Origin of the sequence: Methylobacterium sp. J-088 (genome assembly GCF_022829295.1) — a bacterium.
In the GTDB taxonomy this organism is placed as follows: Bacteria; Pseudomonadota; Alphaproteobacteria; order Rhizobiales; family Beijerinckiaceae; genus Methylobacterium.
The window spans coordinates 1-740 of the sequence record NZ_JAKSYH010000270.1 but is presented as its reverse complement, the minus strand read 5'-3'; the positions used below and the strand labels follow the sequence as shown (position 1 = coordinate 740).

Annotated in this window: 1 protein-coding gene; it reads left to right on the top strand. The window is 63.4% G+C overall.

What is annotated here, in order from left to right:
• Positions 1-740, top strand: a 740-nt coding sequence (locus tag MKK63_RS29900) for an IS3 family transposase (RefSeq protein WP_244007996.1), incomplete at both ends; no start/stop codon positions are given.

Genomic DNA, 740 nt, shown 5'->3' with positions numbered 1-740 from the left:
CTCGGTCAGCATCGCTCGACACAGCGCAAGGTGCCGCGGGGCCGCGACGACGAAGAGGCGCTGACGGCCGATCTCGTGGCGTTGGCTGAGAAGTACGGACGCTATGGCTACCGCAAGATCAGCGCATTGCTGAAGGCGGCCGGATGGTTCGTCAACGACAAGCGCGTCGAGCGCATTTGGCGGCGTGAGGGTCTGAAGGTCCCAGCCAGACAGCCCAAGCGGGGGCGGGTCTGGGACAACGACGGCTCCTGCGTCCGTCTTCGCCCGGAACACCGCAATCACGTGTGGTCGTACGACTTCGTCGAGGCCCGCACGCATGATGGACGCAAGATCCGGATGCTCAACGTGGTCGACGAGTTCACGCACGAATGCCTGGCGATCCGAGTCGCCCGCAAGCTGAAGGCAACCGACGTCATCGACGTGCTCTCGGATCTGTTCATCCTGCGTGGCGTACCTGGCCATATCCGTTCGGATAACGGCCCGGAGTTCGTTGCGAAGGCCGTCCAAGCTTGGATCACCGGCGTCGGAGCAAAGACGGCCTACATCACGCCAGGCTCACCGTGGGAGAACGGCTACGTCGAAAGCTTCAACGCACGGCTTCGCGACGAACTCCTGAACGGCGAGATCTTCTACACACTCAGGGAAGCGCAGGTCGTCATCGAAAGCTGGCGACGTCACTACAACGGCGTGCGCCCGCATGCCTCTTTGGGATACCGGCCGCCGGCCCCGGAGGTGTTCGT